General features: G+C 65.4%; 19 protein-coding genes and 1 pseudogene. 7 read left to right on the top strand and 13 right to left on the bottom strand.

From position 1 onward, the window contains the following. Positions 1–42 precede the first annotated feature (42 nt). The 3 genes and pseudogenes from AC3WW4_RS03125 (at position 43) to AC3WW4_RS03115 (ending at position 5,113) form a co-directional block, all read left to right on the top strand. Positions 43–1,443 carry a hypothetical protein gene (locus AC3WW4_RS03125; protein WP_488826933.1) on the top strand — a complete coding sequence of 467 codons (1,401 nt, stop codon included), beginning with the start codon at positions 43–45 and terminating at the stop codon, positions 1,441–1,443. Continuing rightward, positions 1,440–2,078: pseudogene (locus AC3WW4_RS03120) on the top strand (hypothetical protein); the annotation flags it as partial. The gene AC3WW4_RS03125 and the pseudogene AC3WW4_RS03120, both read left to right, overlap by 4 nt. Before the next feature lie 218 nt (positions 2,079–2,296). After that, the gene (locus AC3WW4_RS03115; RefSeq protein ID WP_488826931.1) at positions 2,297–5,113 is read left to right on the top strand and encodes an ATP-binding protein; all 2,817 of its coding nucleotides are present in this window, start codon (positions 2,297–2,299) and stop codon (positions 5,111–5,113) included. 3 nt (positions 5,114–5,116) lie between these two features. Here the strand turns inward: AC3WW4_RS03115 and AC3WW4_RS03110 are convergent, their stop codons facing one another. From AC3WW4_RS03110 to AC3WW4_RS03060, 11 genes are all read right to left on the bottom strand, one after another. After that, positions 5,117–6,697, bottom strand: a complete 1,581-nt coding sequence (locus tag AC3WW4_RS03110) for a GMC oxidoreductase (RefSeq protein WP_488826930.1) — start codon at positions 6,695–6,697, stop codon at positions 5,117–5,119. A gap of 1 nt (position 6,698) precedes the next feature. Next, a complete protein-coding gene (locus AC3WW4_RS03105; protein WP_488826929.1) occupies positions 6,699–7,187 on the bottom strand; it encodes a hypothetical protein in 489 nt (162 codons plus the stop codon). A 267-nt stretch (positions 7,188–7,454) separates the two neighbouring features. Next, the gene (locus AC3WW4_RS03100; RefSeq protein WP_428020603.1) at positions 7,455–7,874 is read right to left on the bottom strand and encodes a F0F1 ATP synthase subunit epsilon; all 420 of its coding nucleotides are present in this window, start codon (positions 7,872–7,874) and stop codon (positions 7,455–7,457) included. A 173-nt stretch (positions 7,875–8,047) separates the two neighbouring features. After that, a complete protein-coding gene (gene atpD / locus AC3WW4_RS03095) occupies positions 8,048–9,460 on the bottom strand; it encodes a F0F1 ATP synthase subunit beta (protein WP_488826928.1) in 1,413 nt (470 codons plus the stop codon). Between the two features lie 34 nt (positions 9,461–9,494). Next, positions 9,495–10,361 (bottom strand): F0F1 ATP synthase subunit gamma, encoded by an 867-nt coding sequence (gene atpG, locus AC3WW4_RS03090; RefSeq protein WP_488826927.1) that lies wholly within the window; start codon positions 10,359–10,361, stop codon positions 9,495–9,497. Between the two features lie 11 nt (positions 10,362–10,372). Then, positions 10,373–11,926, bottom strand: coding sequence for a F0F1 ATP synthase subunit alpha (gene atpA / locus AC3WW4_RS03085; protein WP_488826926.1), 1,554 nt, complete (start codon positions 11,924–11,926; stop codon positions 10,373–10,375). Positions 11,927–12,046: 120 nt separating this feature from the next. Next, complete coding sequence (locus AC3WW4_RS03080; RefSeq protein ID WP_488826925.1) at positions 12,047–12,580, bottom strand: F0F1 ATP synthase subunit delta; 534 nt, start codon at positions 12,578–12,580, stop codon at positions 12,047–12,049. Between the two features lie 2 nt (positions 12,581–12,582). Next, the gene (locus tag AC3WW4_RS03075; RefSeq protein WP_488826924.1) at positions 12,583–13,053 is read right to left on the bottom strand and encodes a F0F1 ATP synthase subunit B; all 471 of its coding nucleotides are present in this window, start codon (positions 13,051–13,053) and stop codon (positions 12,583–12,585) included. A gap of 50 nt (positions 13,054–13,103) precedes the next feature. Then, entirely contained in the window at positions 13,104–13,361 is a 258-nt protein-coding gene (gene atpE / locus AC3WW4_RS03070; RefSeq protein WP_488826923.1) for a F0F1 ATP synthase subunit C, read from the bottom strand. Positions 13,362–13,441: 80 nt separating this feature from the next. Beyond that, the gene (gene atpB / locus AC3WW4_RS03065) at positions 13,442–14,356 is read right to left on the bottom strand and encodes a F0F1 ATP synthase subunit A (protein ID WP_488826921.1); all 915 of its coding nucleotides are present in this window, start codon (positions 14,354–14,356) and stop codon (positions 13,442–13,444) included. Positions 14,357–14,371: 15 nt separating this feature from the next. Beyond that, positions 14,372–14,884 (bottom strand): ATP synthase subunit I, encoded by a 513-nt coding sequence (locus tag AC3WW4_RS03060; protein WP_488826920.1) that lies wholly within the window; start codon positions 14,882–14,884, stop codon positions 14,372–14,374. 298 nt (positions 14,885–15,182) lie between these two features. Between AC3WW4_RS03060 and AC3WW4_RS03055 the strand changes: the two genes are divergently transcribed. Genes AC3WW4_RS03055 through AC3WW4_RS03045 form a run of 3 tightly spaced genes read left to right on the top strand, consistent with a single transcriptional unit; the run spans position 15,183 to position 18,803 of the window. Next, positions 15,183–16,043 carry a hypothetical protein gene (locus tag AC3WW4_RS03055; RefSeq protein WP_488826919.1) on the top strand — a complete coding sequence of 287 codons (861 nt, stop codon included), beginning with the start codon at positions 15,183–15,185 and terminating at the stop codon, positions 16,041–16,043. Between the two features lie 2 nt (positions 16,044–16,045). Beyond that, the gene (locus tag AC3WW4_RS03050) at positions 16,046–17,674 is read left to right on the top strand and encodes a GH3 family acyl-acid amido synthetase (RefSeq protein WP_488826918.1); all 1,629 of its coding nucleotides are present in this window, start codon (positions 16,046–16,048) and stop codon (positions 17,672–17,674) included. A 31-nt stretch (positions 17,675–17,705) separates the two neighbouring features. Beyond that, positions 17,706–18,803, top strand: a complete 1,098-nt coding sequence (locus AC3WW4_RS03045; protein ID WP_488826917.1) for a GNAT family N-acetyltransferase — start codon at positions 17,706–17,708, stop codon at positions 18,801–18,803. A 99-nt stretch (positions 18,804–18,902) separates the two neighbouring features. Here AC3WW4_RS03045 and AC3WW4_RS03040 read toward each other — a convergent pair whose 3' ends face one another. Next, positions 18,903–20,273: a hypothetical protein gene (locus AC3WW4_RS03040; protein ID WP_488826916.1), complete on the bottom strand. Its 1,371-nt coding sequence runs from the start codon at positions 20,271–20,273 to the stop codon at positions 18,903–18,905. A 144-nt stretch (positions 20,274–20,417) separates the two neighbouring features. On the opposite strand from AC3WW4_RS03040, the gene hemE reads away from it, so the two are divergent. Next, on the top strand, positions 20,418–21,533 hold the full coding sequence (gene hemE, locus AC3WW4_RS03035; protein ID WP_488826915.1) for a uroporphyrinogen decarboxylase: 1,116 nt from the start codon (positions 20,418–20,420) through the stop codon (positions 21,531–21,533). Positions 21,534–21,545: 12 nt separating this feature from the next. On the opposite strand, the gene AC3WW4_RS03030 is transcribed toward hemE, so the two are convergent. After that, complete coding sequence (locus tag AC3WW4_RS03030; protein ID WP_488826914.1) at positions 21,546–22,400, bottom strand: DMT family transporter; 855 nt, start codon at positions 22,398–22,400, stop codon at positions 21,546–21,548.

Below are 22,400 nucleotides of genomic sequence, written 5' to 3'. Positions count from 1 at the left end.
GTGCCGGATGGCGGGGGCCTTCCCATCCGGCAAAATGGCAGGATGACCGAAGCGCCCCTTCCCGACGTGCTGCGCCCCGAGCGTGCAGGCCCTCCGCACGCCGAGTCGCCCGACAGCCCCAGCTTCGAGAGCTACTTCCGCGACCCCGACTTCCCCCCCAGCCAGCCTCTGGCCTGGGCGCTGGGCGCGCGCACCGAGCTGCTCGACGCCCTGCGCGGCCTCTTTCACGGCCCCGCCGCCATGGTCCAGCTGCGCCTGTGGTGCCTCATGGAGCTGTGCAGCCAACCCCAGGCCCGCCTCTCGCGCGAAGACATCCAGCAGCTCTTCCACGCCGTCTGGCCCGAGGCGCTGGAGACCGTGCTCAAGCGCCTGCGCGACCTGCACCTGCTGGCCTGGGACGCCACCGCGCAAGACTACCAACTGCCCCCGCTGGCCCAGCAGGTTCAGGGTCTGCTCGCGCCGCTGACCACCCCGCCCACGGCGGACGAGGACGACGAGATGGCCCCCCTGCTGGCCCAGGTCGCCGGCGCCCAGCAACTCGGCCTGGTCAACGCCAACCAGCTGCGCCACCTGCACGCCTCGCTGGCCCGCCTGCACGACGAGTTCGCCGAGGCCATCGCCAGTGGCTCCGAAGCCCAGCTGCGCACCGCCCAGCCGCGCTTTGACCGCGCCCTGCAACTGGTCGACCGCGCCGGCCAGGCCCTCACCGCCCTGATCCGCGCCGACCACGAAGACCCGCGCCTGGAACGCGAAGCCCGCGCCATCGGGCAGGAGCAGGCCCGCCTGCTGTCCATGGCCAGCCAGTTCACGCGCGCCCTGCAACAGGCCGACCGCCAGCGCGTCACCCTCGGCTCCACCGGCCTGACCACGTCGGACGTGCGTGCGTGGCTGCGCGCCCACCCCGCGCTCCACGAGCTGATGGGCGAAGCCCTGGCCGTGCCCGTGCGCCCGGTCTTCGTCAGCCCGCACGACCTCATCGACGTGGCCGAAGGCGAATTCGAGCGCGACCGCCCCGACCCCGAGCGCAGCGTGGGCCTGCCCCCGCCCGCCGAGGCCGCCGCTGGCACGCTCGACACCCTCAGCCTGCCACCCGAACTCAACGGCCTCATCCACCTGCTGGACCGCTGGTCCGAACAGCTCAGCGAACTGCCCCCGCAGAGCGACCCCACCGACGAGAACGCGCCCCCGCCCGGTACCCGCCCGCTGCACGAGGCCATCCTGGGCGGCCGTTTCGCCCAGGCCGCCTACCGCCTGCAGCTCATGCCCCTGCTCGGCGATGCGCAAGCCCAGACCCTCAAAGGCGCCACCGGCGACCTCGCCCGCGCCCCCTGGCAGTGGCAGGCCAGCCCCCGCCACCTCCCGACCCAAGACGAGGCCGTGGCCCTGATCAGCGAAGGCCTGATCTGCCCCCGCCCCGTTGACGACACCCCCACGCCCCCATGAGCTCTCAACTGGACGACGCGGCCCTGCTGGCCGCCGAACTGCTGGCCCGCCGCTGGCTCCCCCGCCAGCACCCCAAGGTCAAGCGCGCCCTGATCGACGCCGACCTGTGGGCTGCCACCCAAGACCGCCTGGCCCAGGTCGGCCTGCGCCTGATCGACAACCTCTACGCCGACCACGTCAGCGTCGCCCTGCTGCGCCCAGCTGAAACGGCCGTGTTCGGCGAAGCCGGCCTCAACAGCCACAACAACATCGACCTGCCGCGCGACGCCGTCTCGCTGCTCGTGGTGCTGTGGTCCCTCATCGTGCTGCCCAAGCGCGAACGCCAGGCCGCCCGCGCCGCCAACGCCCAGGGTGACGACCAGAACGACATGTTCGGCAAGGACCGCCCGCTGCCCACCGCTGCCAGCGTCAGCCCGCTGGTCTCCTACCGCGCCCTGCTCGCAGACTTCGGCGTGCAACTCGGCAAGAAAACCCGCCTGGACGCCAACCTCAAACGCCTGGAAAACCACGGCTTCATCGTCCGCAAGGGCGAAGACATCGCCGAAGGCCCCCTGCTCGACCTGCTGCTCGACTACGACGCCCTCGCCCAGCGCATCCTGCAAGGCGCCCTGGGCGACGTGCTGGCGCAGGCCAAACAGCTCGCCGGCAACCTGCCCCTGGCCCTCACCCAGCCCCCGCTGGAAGAGCTGCCCACCGACGACGAGCTCGCCGAAGACGCCGCTCTGCTGGCCGACGATGCAGGCAATGGTAGCGATCACGACGACGCCCACGCCGACCATCCCGACACGCGCGCCACCACAGGCTCACCCACTGAGCCCTTGAAATCTGCCGACCCCGACGAGGCCTGACCCGAATGTTTCACCTGCAAAGCCTCGAACTGCTGCACTGGGACTACTGCCAGCGCCTGACCCTGCCGCTCGACGGCAGCATCATCACCGTCGCCGGCCCCAACGGCTCGGGCAAGACCACCCTGCTCGACGCCATGCGCACCCTGCTGGGCCTGGACTGCTCGGGCGGGCGCAACTACAAGACCTACGCCCGCCACGCCAACGCCGACAGCGCCTGGCTGCGCGCCACCGTCGACAACCGACCGCGCAACCGCCAGTCCTCCAACCGCCCGTTTGCCCGCTGCCTGCTCTACAGCGACGTCGTCACCCTCGTCTGCCGCATCGACCGCAACGGCGGCGACTGGACGCGCCGCTACATCATGGTCGAAGGCGATGTCTCGATCGAACAGCTGATCGAGCGCAACGACAAAGACTGGCTGGGCATCGACAACTGGCGCAAACGCCTCGAAGGCGCGGGCCTGTCGCGGGCCATCGCCAAGGTCCTCGCGCTCGAGCAAGGCCAGACCGACCGCCTGTGCGAATACAGCCCCAAGGAGCTGCTCAAGCTGGTCTTCGACGTCTTCGGTGACCAGGACGTGCTCGACCGCTACGACGAAGCGCGCAACCACCAGCGTCAGCTCAGCCAAGAGGTCGAAGCCGCCGAGCGCGAACTCTCGCACGGCAAGGCCCAGCGCGCCGAGCTTGAAATCCGCGTCAACTCCTATCGCCAGTACGAGCTCAAGTGCCAGGAGCGCGAAACCCTCGCCACCGAGGTCGTGCCCGTGCTGAGCAGCCACGAGACCCGCCGGGTGCTCGCGGGCAAACTGCGTGAACTGCACCGCCAGCGCCTGCAATCGCAAGACGACCGACGCCAGCACGCCCAGGTCAAGGCCGAGCTGCTGCAACGCCTGCAGGACCAGACCGATGCCGCCGCCCGCGTCGAAGAGCTCGAAGCCCAGGTCCGCACCGCCCGCCGCCTGCAGGAAGAAGCCCGCGACGCCGAGCGCCCCGTCGAAACCCTGGTCAAACGCGCCGACGAGCTGCAAGGCCTGGCCGTGGTCGAAGGCGACGCCGACAAGCTCACCACCCGCATCACCGAGCTCAGCGAACACAAGCAAAAGCTCGCCACCCAGTGGCAGCGCCTCAAGGACCAGCGTGACGACGCCCAGCGCGCCTACGACGCCCTCAAAGGCCAGCGCCAGGCCCCGCCGCCCCCCGAGGTGGCCCGCTTCACCCGCACCCTTGCGGAGGCTGGCATCGCCCACCACCTCATCGCCGACATCATCGAGATCAGCGACGAGAAATGGCGCGCCGCGGCCGAAGGCGTGCTGCGTGGCAGCCGCTGGGTCGTGGTGCTGGCCAAGCCGGGCCACGAAGCCCAGGCCATGGCCCTGGCCGAGAAAGAGCGCTTCCGCCACTACATCGTCGCCGACGCCGAAGACGCGCCCGCCCAACCTGATCCCGACAGCCTGCTGGCCGTCCTGAAATTCTCGGCGCCCGCACCGCGCTGGCTGCTGCGCCAGCTGTCGAACATCCGCCGCGTCGCCAGCACCGAAGCCGGCGTCAAGGTCGGTGGCGAATGGATCACCCCCGAGGCCTACCACCGCGACAACCGCGGCGGCCGCTCGGTCTGGGTCGATCCCGGTCAGCACCAGTTCGGCGCCGCAGCCATCGCGGGCCGTCGCCAGTCCATCGAAGCCCGCCTGGCCCAGCTCGACGAAGAGATGACCCGCCTGGTGCGCGACCAGGCCTTCTTCGACCGCCAGCTGCAGGACGCCCGCAAGGCTGCGCAGGGCTTCACCGCTGCGGCCGAACTGGCCGACCGTGCCGCCGAGTTCCACGAGGCCCGCGAACAACTGCCCACGCTCAAACATGCCCGCATGCAAGCCGGCGAGCGCTGGCAACAGGCCGAAGCCCAGCTCAAGCACGCGGTGGTGTCGCAGACCAACGCCCAGCACGCCTACAAGCAGGCGCAAGAGCGACTGGCTCACCTGGAGAGCCGCAGCGCCCAGCACGAACGCGACTGGCAGATCCGCTTTGACGACATCATGGCCCAGGCCCTCATGTCGCGCGAAGTCAAGCTGCAATTGCCCCGCCGCTGGCGTGAACCGGCCCGCATCACCGAGATGCAAGGCAAGTACGGCAACGTCACCCAGGCCCGCCTGCGCGCTGAGGCGGTCGACCGCGAGCTCAACGAAGGCCAATGGGAAACCGACCCCACCGTGCTGGAGCAACTCACGCTGATGAACGCCAACGTGCTGCGCCAGGAAGACGAGCTCAACCAGCGCAAGGCCAGCAACGCCGCTGCCGCCATCGCCGTCGACAACGCCCGCGCGCGCTACACCGACGTGCTCAAGGTCACCGTGCGCCGCTACCGCAAGAACATCATCGAACTGGGCCACCTCGCCGGCGTCGAGGTCAACGCCGAGATGCCGCACCTCGATGGCGACGACGGTCTGCTGCGCCAGGCCGAACTCAAGGTGCACTTCAACTTCGACGGCAAAGGCAGCATCGGCCTCAACGACGGCGAAGCGTCCGGCGGCCAACAGGTCATCAAGTCCCTGATCCTGCTCGTGGGCCTGATGAAGGACGACGAAAGCACCGGCGGCTTCGTCTTCATCGATGAACCCTTCGCCCACCTGGACGTGCGCAACATCCAGCTCGTCGGCCACTTCCTGCGCTCCACGCGCGCGCAGTACGTGCTCACCACACCCATCACGCACAACGTCGAGGTGTTCGAGCCAGCCGACGTCACCCTTGTCACGGCCAAGAAGCCCAAGGGCGCACGCTGGGCCCCGCCGATTGGCGTGCTGCAACGCCGCCCACCGCCCGACGTGATCTGAGACTCAGTGGCGCTCGCGCGCCGGCATCAGGCTCATCGCCCGCTCCGCCAGCGCCGTGATCGTCAAACTTGGGTTCACGCCCAGGTTGGCCGGCACCGCTGAGCCATCGACCACATACAGCCCGGGATAACCAAAGACCTCGTGACGATGGTCGATCACGCCCTGCGCCGGGCTGTCGGCCACCACCGCCCCACCGAGGACGTGCGCGGTCACCGCCTTGTTGCCGACACTCTCCAGCAAAGGACAGATCGCCTCCCCGCCCGTGACCTGCGCCAGCTGCTGCGCCGCCTGCAAAGCCTGCGGGATGAAGGCCAGGGAGTGCGCCCCCGCTGGGCGACGGGTCGTCAAACGGGTTCGCCAAGGCAGCAAGGGGTGACGCGCCCGCACCAGCGCCAGTTGCGTGTCCACGTTCTGCATCACCGTCAGCATCACCGCCCGTGCGGGCCAGTCGCGGGCCGCCCAGTTGCGCCAGACCCGTCCGGGCTGGCGCAGCATGGCCCCCAGCGTCTGCCAACGCCGTGCCGTGGGCGTGGTCGCCGCCACCAGCGGCCCACAGGTCCAGCGCATGTAGGCAAAGCTGGCCGGAAAGCGGTTCTGCGTGATGTGCGTGGCCACATCCGGATAGAAGTGCGAAGTGATCGCCGCCCCATCCGCATTGGCCACCTGTCCCGGTGGCAACAACACGCCCACGATCGACTCGCTGTTCGTGCGCACCCGCTGTCCCAGCGTCGCCGAGAGCCGGGGCAAGGACTTCGACACCTCCCGGCAGTGCGACAGCAAGTCCACCGTCCCGATGACACCTGCCGCCACAATCACCTTGCGGGCCACATAGGCAGGCAGCGCCTCGCCGCCGAAACTGGACCGCACAAGCACCCGATAACGCCCATCGGCCAGCGGCACGATGTCGGTGACCATCGTCTCTGGCACGACGCGCGCGCCCTTCTTCTCCGCCAGATACAGGTAGTTCAGGTCCAGGCTGTTCTTGGCGCCATGCCGGCATGCCGACAGGCACTCGCCGCAATGCTGGCACCCCGTCCGCTGGGGCCCCTCGCCACCAAAGAAGGGGTCCACCCCTTCGCCACGCTGTCCAAAGTAGATGGCCTGTGACGCGATCCCGCCAAAACTGCCGCCGGCCTTCATGGCCTGGGCCGTCTCATCCAACCACCGATCCTGCAGACCGCGCGCCGGATTGGCCGCAGCCCCCAGCATCCGCTCGGCGCTCGCGTAGTGGGGCGCCAAGGCGTTGAGCCAATTCGACTCCGCCCGAGGCCAGTCGACCGACGCAAACGTGGCCGACGACGGGCGCAGCAACACCCCGGCAAACACCTGACTGCCGCCACCCACTGCCACCCCACCCACCACCGCCACGTCTGAGAAGATCCACTGCCGAAAATAGCCCCTCAAACCCAGCGCTGGCTCCCAGATCAGGCGACGCACGCTGCGGCCACCGGCCTCGATGTCTTCACGCTGCAAGCGCCGGCCTTGCTCCAGCAGGACCACGCCATAGCCCTTCTCGGCCATGCGCAAGGCGCTCACGGCCCCGCCAAAGCCCGAGCCAATCACCACGCAATCCACCTCTTGCATGTCACGCCCGCTCGGTGGGGGTCAGCAAGAACGGAAAATGCAGACGCCGCAGCAAAGGCAACTCCAGGTGCATCATCCCCAACCAGCCGCCATCGGCCAAGGGACGCAACTCGTCCACCGCCCATCGCCACGGCACACCGGCCTCACGGGGATACTGAAGTCGCAAGGTGGTCCGGCCATCGATGGTCGACGGTGCCAGTGCCGATTGCATGGCCAGCGACACCAGGAGGGGGCCGTTGCGATGCGGTCGCAACAGGTTCACCGCCCGACCGTCGGCAAACCGCTTGCCACACCACCCTGCCAAAGCCGTCAGCTTCAGTGACGGACCTGCGCTCAGGCGCAGCCACGCGGGGCCGACAAACTCCGCCCCAAAATCCACCTCGGCCGGGATCGCCGACGGCGATGGCAAGGCGGCAAACACCGCGGGGTACTGCAACCACCCCAACCGGCGCACGCGCTCCGACGCCCCATCCATGAATACCGCGGCCATGCTGACACCCTCCGATTCCTGCCTGACCCCAGCTTAGAGGCCCAGGCGTCATCGGCCATCGGATCAAGCCCCGAATGGATAACCCTCGTCACCCCCTTGCCGCACCCCAAGCGCAGGGCAAGGCGCTGCACAAGAAACCGAGCCGCGCACCTCACGCGCGAAGCCATGGATGGCCACCCTCGCCAGCCCTGAATGCAAAAAAAGCCCGCAGGGATGAGCTGCGGGCTTCGGTGCGGAGGGCAGCTGGAGAGCCGGCCCATCGGCGGATCACTTCTTGTGTTGCAGGCGGCGGATGGCAGCCAACTGAGCCACCAGTTCGGCCAACTCGCTTTGCGCGCGGGCCAGGTCCAGTTCGCCCTTGGCGTTCTGCACGGCTTCTTCGGCCAAACGCTTGGCTTCGGAGGCCTTGGCCTCGTCCAGGTCGGCGCCACGGATGGCGGTGTCGGCCAGAACGGTCACGCAATGAGGCTGCACTTCCAGAATGCCGCCAGCCACGAAGACGAACTCTTCTTCGTTGTTGTCAGCGCGCTGGATGCGCACGGCGCCCGGCTTGATACGGGTGATCAGCGGAGTGTGACGCGGCAGGATGCCAAGCTCACCCACCTCACCCGGCAGGGACACCAGCGTGGCTTCGCCCGAAAAGATCAACTCTTCGGCAGAAACCACATCAACGTGAATGGTGGACATATCGAGCTTTCAAATGAGGTTCAACGATTTGCACCGTCTTGACAGACAGTTTTCACACGGCCAACAAAAACGGTGCAAGAAGCAAGCGGTTGGCTCTGAATCAAGGCGCCGCGCACAGCCGTAGCGTGGCTACGGCGAGCACGGCAACGCCGAGTCAGGACCAAACGCGCCGCTTATTGGATCGTCTTGGCCTTTTCGAAGGCTTCGTCGATGGTGCCGACCATGTAGAACGCTTGCTCAGGCAGTGCATCGCACTCGCCGTTCACAATCATCTTGAAGCCACGGATGGTTTCCTTCAGAGGCACATACTTGCCAGGCGCGCCAGTGAACACTTCGGCAACGTGGAAAGGCTGCGACAGGAAGCGCTGGATCTTGCGAGCGCGGGCCACCAGTTGCTTGTCTTCCGGAGCAAGTTCGTCCATGCCCAGAATGGCGATGATGTCGCGCAGTTCCTTGTAGCGCTGCAGCGTATTTTGCACGGCGCGGGCCACTTGGTAGTGCTCTTCACCCACCACGTGCGGGTCCAGCTGACGCGAGGTCGAGTCCAGCGGGTCCACAGCGGGGTAGATACCCAGCGAAGCGATGTCACGCGACAACACGACGGTGGAGTCCAAGTGAGCAAAGGTCGTGGCAGGCGACGGGTCGGTCAAGTCGTCCGCAGGGACGTAGACGGCCTGGATCGAGGTGATCGAGCCCACCTTGGTCGAGGTGATGCGCTCTTGCAGACGGCCCATTTCCTCGGCCAGCGTCGGCTGATAGCCCACAGCCGAAGGCATACGACCCAGCAGCGCGGACACTTCGGTACCGGCCAGGGTGTAGCGGTAGATGTTGTCCACGAAGAACAGCACGTCCTTGCCTTCGTCACGGAAGGCTTCGGCCATCGTCAGACCGGTCAGGGCCACGCGCAGACGGTTTCCTGGTGGCTCGTTCATCTGGCCGTAGACCATGGCAACCTTGGATTCAGACAGGTTGTCCTGCTTCACCACGCCAGCGTCCGACATTTCATGATAGAAGTCGTTCCCTTCACGGGTACGCTCACCCACACCAGCGAACACCGACAGACCGCCGTGGCCCTTCGCGATGTTGTTGATGAGTTCCATCATGTTCACGGTCTTGCCCACACCGGCGCCACCGAACAGACCCACCTTGCCGCCCTTGGCGAAAGGCGAGATCAGGTCGATCACCTTGATGCCGGTTTCCAGCAGCTCGGTCGAAGGCGACAGTTCGTCGTAGGCCGGAGCCTTACGGTGAATTTGAGCCGTTTGAGTCTGGTCCACGGGGCCACGTTCGTCGATGGGGTTACCCAAGACGTCCATGATGCGGCCCAGGGTCGCAGTGCCCACAGGCACTGTGATCTGAGCGTTGGTGTTGAACACCTGCATGCCGCGGCGCAGGCCGTCAGACGAACCCAGCGCGATGGTACGGACGATGCCGTCACCCAACTGCTGTTGCACTTCGAGGGTCAGCGCGGAGCCGTCCATCTTCAGGGCGTCGTACACCTTGGGCATCTGGTCGCGCGGGAACTCCACGTCCACCACGGCGCCAATGCACTGAACGATCTTGCCCACTGTTTGCGTGTCAGCCATTATTCGTTCCTTCAATCAATTCAAAATCTTCGGATCAGACCGCGGCCGCACCGGCAACGATCTCGGACAGCTCGGTCGTGATCGCTGCTTGGCGGGTCTTGTTGTAGACCAGCTTCAGTTCCTTGATCACATTGCCAGCGTTGTCGGTGGCGGCCTTCATGGCCACCATGCGCGCCGACTGCTCCGAAGCCATGTTCTCTGCCACTGCCTGGTACACCAGCGCCTCAACGAAACGGGTCATCAGCTCGTCGATCACCAGCTTGGCGTCCGGCTCATAGATGTATTCCCATGCATGAGTCGTTTCGCCCGCGAATTCGTCGGCTGCCAAAGGCAGCAGCTGTTGAACCTGAGCTTCTTGCTTCATCGTGTTGATGAAGCGGGTGTAGCACAGGTAGACAGCGCTCAACTCGCCTGCGGTGTAAGCGTCGAGCAGCACCTTGACCGGGCCAATGAGCTTTTCCAGGTGGGGCGTATCGCCCAGACCGACCACTTGAGCGACCACGTTGGCGCCAATGCGGTTGAAAAAGCCCGTGGCCTTGTTGCCGATGGAGACCACGTCCGCCTTGATGCCTTGACCGTCCAGCTCTTTGAGCTTGGTGGTCACGGCACGCAAGACGTTGGTGTTCAAGCCACCGCACAGACCCTTGTCTGTGCTCACCACGATGAAGCCCACCTTCTTGCCGCCCGCAGAGGGCAGCATGAAGGGGTGGACATACTCGGGGTTGGCCTTGGCCAAGTTTGCCGTGATGTTGCGCACCTTTTCAGCGTAGGGACGAGCCGCAAGCATGCGATCTTGCGCCTTGCGCATCTTCGAAGCCGCGACCATTTCCATGGCCTTGGTGATCTTCTTGGTGTTCTCGACGCTCTTGATCTGGTTGCGAATTTCCTTGCCTACGGCCATGGTGCGCTCCTTTAGGCGAAGGTCTTCTTGAACGCGACGATGGCCGATTGCAGTTCGGCTTCAGCGTCCTTGTCCAGGGCCTTCTTCTCTTCGATCTTGGCGAGCAAAGCGGCGTGGCTGGTCTTGAGGAACTGGTGCAGACCAGCTTCGAAAGGCAGCACTTGCTTGACTTCGATGTCGTCCATGTAACCCTTGTTGACGGCAAACAGCGTTGCGCCCATCAGGGAAATCGACAGAGGCTGGTACTGAGCCTGCTTCAGCAGCTCGGTCACACGGGCACCACGGTCCAGTTGCTTGCGGGTTGCAGCGTCCAGATCGGAAGCGAACTGCGCGAACGCAGCCAGTTCACGGTACTGAGCCAGGTCGGTACGGATACCGCCGGACAGGCTCTTGATGACCTTGGTCTGAGCGGCACCACCCACGCGAGACACCGAGATACCGGCGTTGATCGCAGGACGGATACCAGCGTTGAACAGGTTGGTTTCCAGGAAGATCTGACCGTCGGTGATCGAGATCACGTTGGTCGGAACGAAAGCGGACACGTCACCGGCTTGCGTTTCAATGATAGGCAGGGCGGTCAAGGAACCGGTCTTGCCCTTCACTTCGCCGTTGGTGAACGCTTCGACGTAGTCGGCGTTCACGCGAGCGGCACGCTCCAGCAGGCGGCTGTGGAGATAGAACACGTCGCCAGGGAAAGCTTCGCGGCCGGGCGGACGACGCAGCAACAGCGAGACTTGACGGTAGGCAACGGCTTGCTTGGACAGGTCGTCGTACACGATCAGGGCGTCTTGACCGCGGTCGCGGAAGTACTCGCCCATGGCGCAACCGGAGTAGGCCGACACGAACTGCATGGCAGCCGAGTCAGAGGCCGTGGCGGCGACGACGATGGTGTATTCCATGGCGCCGGCTTGCTCCAGAGCACGCACGACGTTCTTGATCGACGAAGCCTTCTGACCGATAGCGACGTAGATACAGGTGACGCCTTGGCCCTTCTGGTTGATGATCGCGTCGATGGCGACAGCGGTCTTGCCAGTCTGGCGGTCACCAATGATCAGCTCGCGCTGACCACGGCCGACGGGCACCATCGAGTCGATGGACTTGATGCCGGTCTGCAGGGGTTGATCCACGGATTGACGCGCGATCACGCCCGGAGCGATCTTCTCGATGGGAGAAGTCAGCTTGGCGTTGATCGGGCCCTTGCCGTCGATGGGCTGACCCAGAGGGTTCACCACGCGACCAATCAGCTCAGGGCCGACGGGCACTTCCAGGATGCGACCGGTCGTCTTGACGACGTCGCCTTCAGAGATGTGCTCGTAGGCCCCCAGAATCACGGCGCCGACAGAGTCGCGCTCGAGGTTCAGGGCCAGGCCGTAGGTGGGGACGCCGGAGGCATCCGCGGGGAACTCCAACATTTCGCCTTGCATGGCATCGGACAAGCCGTGCACGCGGACGATACCGTCGGTCACGGAGATGACGGTACCTTGGTTGCGAATGTCGGCAGCCGCGCCGAGACCTTCGATGCGGCTCTTGATCAGTTCGGAAATTTCTGCGGGATTCAGTTGCATTGCTTTGCTCCCAGGCTGGTCAAGGGCTGCACGAAGGCAAACCTCGTTGACAACAACCGGTGGCGCAATACCACCGGTAGAGGGTTGAGCGACTATTCGGATGGAGGCCGGGGCTCTGGATCAGGCCAGAAGAGCCGACTTCATGCGTTCGAGGCGGGCCTTGACAGAGGTGTCGAGCACCTCGTCGCCGACCACCACGCGCACACCGCCGATGAGGCCGGCATCGACCTCAACTTTGGCTTCCAGCTTGCGACCGAAACGCTTTTCCAGCGGCCCGACGATCTCGGCCAACTGGGCCTCGGAGATCGGGAAGGCGCTGTAAACGCGGGCTTCGGCCACGCCCTGGCGGGCATGCACGAGGGCCTGGAACATCTCGGCCATCAGCGGCAAAGCCGCCAGACGACCGTTGTCCAGCACGGTACGCAGGAAGTTGGCCACAGCCGGAGCCAAAGCCACCTTGGCCGCCCCAGTGATCACGCCGTAGATTTGGTCCACGGTGGCACGGGGGTTGTCAGCAAAGGTACGCAGTTCAGGATCGCTAGCGATCTGAGCCAGCGCGCCCACTTGCTCGACCAAAACTGATTGCTCAGCCTCGGAGGTGGCCTTGTACAAGGCTTCGGCGTAGGGACGGGCGATGGTGGCAAGCTCGGCCATGATCACAGCTCCGACTTCAGGCGGCTCAGCAGGTCGGCATGGACCTCGGCTGAGACCTCACGACGCAGAATCTGCTCGGCACCCTTGACGGCCAGGCCAGCGACTTGCTCACGCAAGGCTTCACGGGCTTGGGTCGCCAGTTGATCGGCTTCTGCCTTGGCATCAGCCACGATCTTGGCACCTTCGTCGCCAGCACGCTTTTTGGCGTCGTCGACGATGGTGGCTGCGCGCTTTTCAGCGTCAGCAATGCGTTGAGCGATTTCGTCGCGGGACTGGCTGAGCTGTTCCTGGACGCTTTTGTTAGCGTTCGCCAGTTCCAGCTTTGCCTTGTCAGCCGCAGCCAGACCGTCCGCGATCTTGGTTGCGCGCTCGTCGAGTGCCTTCGTGATCGGGGGCCACACGAATTTCATCGTGAACCACCACAGGATCCCGAAAACCACGATCTGCGCGAACAATGTTGCGTTCAGATTCACGGCTCGGACCTTTCTCGGTTAATTGAAATGTTCAGTCGAGAAGGGACCGATTACTTGGCCAGGGGGGCGATGAACGGGTTCGCGAAAGCGAACAGCATGGCGATACCCACGCCGATCAGGAAGGCAGCGTCGATCAGACCGGCCAACAGGAACATCTTGGTTTGCAGTTCGTTCATCAGTTCAGGCTGACGAGCGGTTGCTTCGAAATACTTGCCACCCATCAGGGCGATACCGATACAAGCACCGATGGCGCCCAGTGCGATGATCAGACCACAAGCGATAGCGACGTTAGCCAACACCAGTTCCATGATTGCTCCTAAAAGAAAGGTAAGTTAAGAAAGGAAAGGGAAAGGGAAAGAAAAACTCGTTCAGGTCACACCGATCGAAATCAGTGACCTTGATGTGCCTGACCGATGTACACCAGGGTCAACATCATGAAGATGAAGGCCTGGAGGGCAATGATCAGGATGTGGAAGATGGCCCAGGCCGAGCCTGCCAGGACACCCAGGATCCACAGGCCGGCGCCACCCATGGTCAGGGCCGCGCCAACAGCGCCACCCAGCAAGGCGATCAGCATGAAGACCAATTCGCCAGCGTACATGTTGCCCCACAGTCGCATGCCGTGAGAGATCGTCTTGGCACCGAATTCCACCAGATTGAGGAAGAAGTTGGGCAAGGCCAGCGCGATCGTGCCACCCACGCCGTGTGCATGGAAAGGCGCCGTGAACAGTTCCTTGATGAAGCCGCCCACGCCCTTGATCTTCATGTTGTAGTACAGGCAGATCAGCAGGACGGAGATCGACATGCCCAGGGTGATGGACAGGTCGGCGGTGGGCACCACACGCATGTAAGCGTGGTGCGGGTCATGGCCGGAAACCTTGTAATACTCTTCCCACAGACGGGGGAGCAGGTCAACGGGCAGCAAGTCCATCGCGTTCATGAAGAAGATCCACACGAACACAGTCAGGGCCACAGGGGCCACGGCCTTGCGAGAGGTGGCATTCGGAACGATGCCCTTGGCTTGCGTATCGACCAACTCGACGAGCATTTCAACCGCTGCCTGGAAACGCCCCGGCACGCCGGAGGTGGCACGGCTGGCCGCTTTCCACAGCACGAAGACTGCCAACAGCCCCAGGACCGCAGCCCAGAAGATGGAGTCGAGGTTGATGTACGACCAGTCCACAATAGACTGCGCTTCTGCATGGTTCTGCAGATGGCGCAAGTGGTGCCCGATGTATTCCGGAGCGGTTGGCCCGTGGTGGGCCGCTTGTTCAGCCGTAGCGGCGACAGCGTCAGCAGACATCAGCAACTCTCGTAATCAAGATTTTTCACAGCGGCGCTGCCCGACGAGCAGCACCACCCCAACAACTTTCAAAACCAGCACCAAGGTCACCAGCAGCGCCGCCCAGTTCAGTGGCTGAACCACTTGAGGCGCCATGGCCAGCAGAGCACAGATCAGGCCCAGCTTGAGCACCTCCCAGATCAGAAGGCGCCCCACCCCGCGTCGCGCATTGCGTCCGAACACCCCGCGCGCCATCAGCAGACCGGGCACCACGACCACGGCCGTCGCATACAGCGAGGACCAGAAGGCGGACACATCGCGCGACAACCCACCCCAGATGAGCGCGACCAACACACCGAACAGCGTTTGCGCGGCCAGAACCTGCCACACAGACATTGACGGGTGCTTGGCGAGCAAGGCTTGCGCCTCTTCTCGCGTCAGCGGCTCAACAGGTGGATCGATGTCTTTGGACCAGTCGGACACATCGAAGTCGGTATCGTGTACCGCTTTCTCGCCGCCTCGTGGCCTGGGACTTTGAGGCGTTGACATGTCGCTCGCTCTACAGCTGATGGTGGGGCGCTTTTGGCACCGACCTGGCACAAACACACCGACCCTGGTGTCGGCAAAACCTAAAGATTATACGCAGTAACCCGCACGGTTCCAAGTGCCCCGTCCGATTTGCTGCTGCCAGCCCCACGAATGCGGCTGTTCCGCGATCCCCCCATCCGGGGGAAGCCCTGGGGCAAGCCCGATGGCTGACGCGAAGCGGGATCGTCATGCTGAGTGCAACCCTGTCGATGGCCTCTGCCGGCGCCCTCGATGTCAGCACCCAGCTGGAGATCCCGACATGTCTTCGACAACCCGCAAAGAAATCGTCAACACCTTCTACCGCCCGATACAAGGCATCACGGTCACGCACATCAAGCAGATGTACGACCTGTATGCCTCGTTCTACGAGAACACGGCGCTGGATGTGTTCATGCATGACCTGAGCCAGAAGTCGGGCGTGATTCTGGTGACGCGCAAGTCGGACGACAAGGTTGTTGGTTTTTCGACACTCACCTGCTTCGATCTGCAGGTGGAGGGCAGGGCCGTGCGAGGCATCTTCAGCGGCGACACCATCATCGAGCCCGCGTATTGGGGCAACAACGCGCTGGCAGCCACCTTCCACCGCCGCGTCATGATCGAGCGACTGAAGAAGCCGCTCACGCCCTTCTACTGGTTCCTGATCTCCAAGGGCTACAAGACCTATCTGCTGCTGACCAACAACTTCTACAACTATTACCCGAACGTGCGGGGGGGCGACGAGCGCTATCGCCACGTGACCGAAGCGTATTGCGAGGCCTTGTTCCCGGAGGCCTTCGACCGTCAGCGGATGGTGCTGGACTTTGGCCATGACTATGTGCGGCTGAAGGGCGATGTGGCCGAGATCACACCGGAGTTGAAGGCCGCCAACCCGCACATTGCATTCTTCGAGCAGGTCAACCCGGAGTGGCGCCGCGGCACCGAGTTGCCTTGCGTGGGGTCGTGTGACTACGAGAGCGTGCTGCGCTCGTGCGTGGACATGCCGCTGAAGTGGTTCCGCAAGCATGTGCTGAGAACGCACCGGCCAGCCGGCCTGGATCTGGCGCCGTCCTCGCCCAGGGCCACGCCCTGGCAGGACACGGACGTGATGCACGACGCCCTGGATGGCCAGCGGGCATCCTGAGCATGGGGATCGGGACCACCCTTGGACATCTGCTGCTGCGCCAACTTGTCGCACCGGGACGTCGGCGCTTCGAGCGCCACCTGCATGATCTGGAGGGCGTGCAGCGCGCCCGGCTGACACGCTGGCTGGCCGCTGCGGCCCGCTCGCCCGAGGGGCAGCGGCGGGGCATCCGTGCCGACTGGTCCTGGGAAACGTTCGCGCGCGAACTGCCGGTGAGCAACTACGCGGATCATGCCGCGACAATCACGCGCCAGCGTGAGACGCAGCAGGCCCTGCTGATCGACTCGCCGGTGATGCGCTACCAGCCCACGAGCGGTTCGACGTCGGCGGTGAAGTGGGTGCCGTACACGAAGCTGTTTCTGGAAGAGCTCGATGAGGTCATCAGCGCCTGGGTGAGCGATCTGTACCGGCAGTTTCCGCGACAAGGGAGCGGCACGCACTATTGGTCGCTGTCGTGGGTGCCCACCGAGATGCGCGCCCAGACCACGGGCGACCTCAATGACGACATGCAGATCCTGTCCTGGGGCAAGCGCCTGCTGGCGTATCTGACGCAGGCGGCGCCGCAGGAGATCGCGCTGGCCGAGACGTCCGAGGACTCGCTGTTTGCCACGATCGCCTGGCTGACCTCGGACGCCTCGCTGGGCTTCATCTCGGTGTGGAGCCCGACCTTCGGCCTGGGTTTGCTGGAGCAGATGGCGACTTGGCGCGAGGAGCTGGCAAGCGCTTTGTCGCGCGGCGACTGGGGCGCGCGCGCGCCCCGGATGGCGGGCCTGCCCTGCCCGACGTCGGCGCGTGCCGCCCGTTTGCTGAAGGGCTGGGATGGCCGGCTGGACCCCGACTTCTTTCAGCAGCTGTGGCCCAATCTGAACGTGATCAGCGCATGGGACACCGCAGCAGCTGCGCCGTGGGCGCGCCAGTTGCAGGCGCAACTGCCGCAGGCGGGCTTCCAGGGCAAGGGGCTGTGGGCCACCGAAGGGGTGGTGACGTTTCCGTTTCAGGGGCGCTACCCCTTGGCCTACCTGAGCCATGTCTACGAGTTCATCGATGCCCACGATGGCCGGGTGCTGCCGCCTTGGGCGCTGCGCGAGGGGCAGGACGTGATCCCGCTGCTGACCACGGGCAGCGGTCTGGCCCGGTATCAGATGAGCGACGTGTTGCGCGTGGAAGCCCCGCTAGGCCAGGTGCCTTGCTTCACCTTCCTCGGGCGCAACGATGGGGTCGATCTGGTGGGCGAGAAGACCAGCGCCACTACCGCGCAGGCCGTGATCGATGAGCTGAATCTGCAAGGGACCTTGCCGGTGACGCTGTTGGCGCTGGACGAAGCGCGTGGACGCACGCCCGGCTACGCCTTGCTGGTCGAGTGTCAGGCCGATGCGCCCCGTGGGGCTTTGCAGCGTGACCTGGCCGATCAGGTGGAGAAGGCGCTGCAACAGCACTTTCACTACAAGCTGGCCCGCGACCTGGGCCAGTTGCAACCGGCCGCCTGCGTGGCCCTGCCGCGCATGCGCGACCTGTACCTGGCGCAATGCCGTGAGCGCGGGATGATCGAGGGCAACATCAAGATCGAGCCGCTGCGGCACTGGTCTGGCGCTGCCCCCGCCGCCTTGAGGCAAGCCCTGGACATGGTCTGACCCTCTCCCTTTTGCTGCACCCCCACGCCTCATGAGCATCACCATCCGCCTCGGCACCCCGTCGGACAACCCGCGTATCCACGACCTCATCAGCAAGATCACGATGCCCGGGCCGGCCGAGCTGTGCTTTCAGCGCCAGCCCGACTTCTTTGTCGGCGCCCAGGTGATCGGTGACGAGCAGGTGCTGGCCGTGGCCGAAGACTCGGAACGCCCGGAGGTGCTGGCCGGCCTGACGATGATCTCGGGGCGCACGCTCTACATCAGTGGCCAAGCCAGGCGGGTGTACTACTCTGGCGACACGCGGGTGGACCCGGCTTACCGGCGCCGCGGCATTGCGGGGCAGTTGTTCACCGAGCAGAAGCGCCATCGCAACACCGATGATCTGCTGCAGGGCGTGGTCATCAAGGGCAACACGGCGCCGCTGGATGCGGCCGCCAACATGGCCGATGGCATCCTGTTTCAGTACTGGGTGACGCACACCATCGAGACGAGTTTCCTCTTTGTGCGCAAGCAGGCGCCGCGCATCCCGGCCGGGGTGACGATCCGCGCGGCCACGGCCGCCGATGCGCCGCAGATGCAGGCCTTTCAGGACCGCGAGGCCCCGCGTCGCCACGGCTACCCGGTCTACGATTTCCAGAAGCTGATGGCGGGTGACCCGTATTACGCGGGGCTGCGCATCAGCGACTATGCGCTGGCCTGGCGCGGCGACACCCTGATCGGCATGCTGGCCGGCTGGGACCAGAAGGCCTACAAGCAGACACGGGTGATGGGCTTCAAGCCGGTGGTGCAGGCCCTGCGTCCGCTCTACAACCTGTATGTGGGGCTGGTGGGGGGCTTCAAGCTACCGCCCGTTGGGGGCGCGCTGAACTACCTGACGCTGTACAACGTGCTGATCGCGGGCGATGACCCGGCTGTGTACCAGGCGCTGATCGACTGGGTGATGACCCACCAGGGGCAGCGCTATGACGCGCTGGCCACGGCCGTGGTGCATGGCGACCCGCTGGTGGAGGTACCGCGCGGCTACAAGCGCCAGAAGCTGCTATCGGAGAACTTCTGGATGAGCTACGGCGAGGACCCGCGCCCCGGCATGGACGCGCGACCGCTGTACGCGGAATTGGGTCGACTGTAAAAACACGCCTGGCGCCAACGGCGCGCCCGCGCGCCGGCACCGGGTGAGTGTCGCAAGACATGGCGCCTCTTGCAACGCCAGGGTGCGATCTGCGGCGCCTCAAGGCTGCGCAGGGGGAGCCGCTTCGGACACCAGGCCCGCCAAGGTCCGGTCGAAGCGCTGCAAGAAGTCGCTCATCTCGGCACAGGTGGTTTCCGACAGCTGCCAGGCGGTGGGCACGAACAGACGGCCATTCATCTCGGTGAGCACGGGCAACGGCGAGATGCTGTTGACCACGCCGAACAGCTGTGCGGCACGCAGGCGCGCGCCGGGCTCGTTGACGGCGTTGGCATCGCCCAGGCTGGTGGCATGACAGCTGATGACGGGGAAACGCTGCGCACGCTTGAGTTGCACACCGATGTGCCCAATGAGGGTGCGGCCCAGCCAGGGCACCAGTTCGTCCCACAGATAGGTCCAGCACATCTCGCGGCGCTCGTAGCGCGCCTGCCCTTCGCGGATGCTGGCGTCCACCGAGCGCAACCGCTCGGGCCAGGGCTTGTGCGCGTCCTGCTCGATGACCAGGCAAGCGCCGACATGGTTGCCCCACAGCGGGCCGTGGCCCGCCTCCGGTGGATAGAAACGTCGCAGGTTGACCGAGATGCGGATGACGGCGGCAGCCTGCGGGTCGTCGGGGGCCTGCTCCAGAAAGGTCTGGGCCAGGGCGGCAATCAGCAAAGTGTTGAGCGAGACGCCGGACTGGCGAGCCAGGGCGCGCAAGGGGGCGGTGCCGGTTGAGGCCTCATACAGGCGCAAACCGGTGGTGGAATAGTGCAGCCCTAGGCGCGTGGGCACCTGCTGGATGTGCAAGGTGGCGAGCCGACGCGATTCGGCCACCTTGTGCTGGCGTGCCTTCAGCAGCTGGCGCGGCCACTGCCACCAGCGATGCGGCGCGATCGAGCCGATCATGGCCGGGGCCTCCAGCGGCATGGCCTCCAGCGGCTGACCATTAAGCCCGCGCAGGATCTGGCGCACCAGCTGCACCATGGTCATGCCATCGGCCAGAATGTGGGGCACGCCGAACAGCAAGGCAGGCTGCTGCGGGTGCGGGGCAAAACGCACGCGCAGGCCCAGGCCACGCTCCAGCGGCAGCACCTCGTTGATGAGTTGGCGCTGCCAGGCCTCCACCTGCTCGGGGTCGTCCAGGTTCACCTGGGTGTCGATGCGGAAGGCCCAGTCGAAGAGCTGATCGACGATGTCGTCATCGGGCAGGATGCGCAGGTGGTAGCGGTGCCAGCCCGGCTCCAGCTTGGCGCGCAGCTTGGGGTAGGCCGTGACCAGCTCGCGCATCACACGGCGCACCTCGGCCGCGTCCACGGGGCCATCGAGCCGGATCAGGTAGGGCTGGACCATGGTGGCCGCCAGCCCTTCGATGGCAGCGTAGCCGTGCTCGGTGCGGTTGAGGGGAACGATGTCGCCAGTGAGGAATGCCATGCGCTCGATGCTGGCAGAAGCCGGCGGACGTGCGGCTCATGGCTTGTGCGGAGAGCCCCCCTGAATGAGCAGGCAGCTTGAGCAGCCCGCAGGCCTGGACATCGCCCGGAGATCGCTGGCGTGGGGACTGCCTACAATCTGGGGATGACTGCTGCCCACACCCCTGCGATTTCGCTCCCGCCCCTGGCCAACGACCGCTTCCTGCGGGCCTGCCTGCGCCTGCCCACCGACTGCACGCCCGTGTGGCTGATGCGCCAGGCCGGCCGCTACCTGCCCGAGTACCGCGCCACGCGCGATGTAGCCGGCAGCTTCATGGGACTGGCCACGAACCCGGAGCTGGCCTGCGAGGTGACGCTGCAGCCGCTGCGCCGCTATGAGCTCGACGCCGCGATCCTGTTCAGCGACATCCTGACCGTGCCCGACGCCATGGGTCTGGGCCTGAGCTTTGCCGCCGGAGAAGGCCCGAAGTTCGCCAAGGTCGTGCGCGACGAGGCCGCCGTGGCCGAGCTGGCCGTGCCCGACATGGACAAGCTGCGCTATGTGTTCGATGCGGTCGGCACCATCCGCAAGGCCCTGGCCGATGAGAACGGCGTGGGCAAGGTGCCGCTGATCGGTTTTTCAGGCAGCCCCTGGACACTGGCCTGCTACATGGTCGAAGGTGGCGGCTCGGACGACTACCGCGCAGTCAAGACGCTGATGTACCAGCGCCCCGACCTGATGCACCGCATCCTGAGCGTGAACGCCGATGCCGTGGCGCTGTACCTGAACACCCAGATCGAAGCAGGCGCACAGGCCGCGATGATTTTTGATTCGTGGGGCGGCGTGCTGGCCGATGGCGCCTTCCAGGAATTCAGCCTGGCCTACACGAAGCGCGTGCTGTCGCAGCTGAAGAAGGAGCACAACGGCTACCGCATCCCGCACATCGTCTTCACCAAGGGCGGCGGCATCTGGCTGGACGAGATCGCCGACAGCGGCTGTGACGTGGTCGGCCTGGACTGGACGATGAACCTGGGCAAGGCCCGTGCCCGCGTCGGCGACCGCGTGGCCCTGCAAGGCAACCTGGACCCGAACGTGCTGTTCGCCCAGCCCGAGCAGGTGCAAGCCGAGGTCATCAAGACGCTGGACAGCTTTGGCAAGCCTTCGGCCACGTCCGGCCACATCTTCAACCTGGGCCACGGTATCAGCCAGTTCACGCCGCCCGACAACGTGAAGGTGCTGGTGGACACGGTGCACGCGCACAGCCGTCAGCTGCGCGGCTGACCTGCACGCGCCTCAGGCCTGATCACGGGAGGCCATCAGGGCCGCCGCCATGATCAAGGCGCCACCGGCCAGGATGGTCGGGCGCAACACCTCGCCGCCCAGCCAAACCGCCGAGCTGGCCGCAACCACGACCTCGGTGAGCATGACCACCGAGGTGATGTGCACCGGCAAGCGGGACGCCCCGTACTGCAAGGCCATGTTGCCGGCAAAAAACAGCGCCCCGAGCGCCAACGCCGGCACCAGCCAGGCCGCCTGCAACGGCGGCCAGTGCGGGATCAGAGCTTGCGATGCCAGCACGGCCCCGAGCGCCGCCGGCAAGGTGATGCCACCGAGGAACATCGCCAAGGCACGTGCCGACGCCGGCTGCGCGGCCTGACGCCGCAGCATCACGTTGGTGATGGCAAAGCCCATGCCGCCCAGCAGACCCAGCCAGTCGGCCAGACCATGGAAGGCGGGCCAGCCGCCCTCCGCAGGCCGCAGCACCAGCAAAGCACCGCACAGGGCCAGGCTGACCCGCACCAGGGCCATGCGGGTGATGCGCTCACCCAGCAGCCACCAGGCCAGACCCACCGCCCACAAGGGCATGAGATAGAACAGCAGCACCACGCGCACCACTTCACCGGTGCTCACGCCCCAGTTGAAGGCGGCATTGGTCGCGCCGGAGGCCAGCGCCAGCACCCACAAGGCAGGCGTGCGCCACACTGTCGCCCACGCCTGCGGCCGCGTCACGCCGATCAGCACCCCACCGAGCAGGAAAAACAGCAGCGTGGCCCACAAGGGGTGCAGACCCTGGGCCTGCAGATGGCGCAGCGGCCACCACGACAGCCCCCAGACGAGGGCGTTGAACAACAAACCCAGATACGGCAT

The organism is Aquabacterium sp. TM01 (assembly GCF_057808345.1).
Note: the sequence above shows the minus strand (reverse complement) of the source record. Positions and strands in the feature narration are given on the sequence as shown.